Origin of the sequence: Mesorhizobium sp. M7A.F.Ca.CA.003.01.2.1 (genome assembly GCF_003998945.1) — a bacterium.
Classification (GTDB): Bacteria; Pseudomonadota; Alphaproteobacteria; order Rhizobiales; family Rhizobiaceae; genus Mesorhizobium; species Mesorhizobium ciceri.
Window position 1 is genome coordinate 1 of record NZ_RZRA01001662.1, and the last position, 463, is coordinate 463.

1 protein-coding gene is annotated in these 463 nt (G+C 65.0%); it reads right to left on the reverse strand.

All coding sequences use genetic code 11. The features are described 5' to 3' along the window. Window positions 1–59: 59 nt before the first annotated feature. On the reverse strand, window positions 60–463 hold a 404-nt coding region (locus EN969_RS34820), incomplete at its 5' end, for a LysR substrate-binding domain-containing protein (RefSeq protein ID WP_245467698.1).

The following is a 463-nucleotide window of genomic DNA, read 5'->3' on the forward strand; positions in this document are numbered from 1 at the left end:
GGAGTAGTGCAGGGCTAGACCTCGAAGAGGTGCCTTTCACAAATTGAACCCTTGCCGCATCAGCCATCCTTCGTCGCACCGACCCAGTCGGCGGCCACTTCGGCAAACAGCCAGTCGCGGAACGCCTTGATCTTTTTCTGGCGCAGCGCGCCGTCACGGTAGACGACGTAGTAGCGCGAGGCGGATTTCAGCGCGAGATCGAAGGGACGAACCAGCCGCCCCGCAGCGAGGTCGGCCGAGACCAGCGCGCTTCGGCCGAGCAACACGCCTTCGCCATGCACCGCGGCTTCGACGGCGAAGGTGGCGGAATCGAAGCGCACGCCGCGCTTGGGATCGATGCCGTCCACGCCGGCCTGTTGCAGCCATGTTGCCCAGTCGATGCGAAAGGCGTCGTGGATCAGCTTGTGATGCCGGAGATCCCCGGGCTGGCGCAGCGGATGTTCGCCTTGCAGCAGTTCCGGGC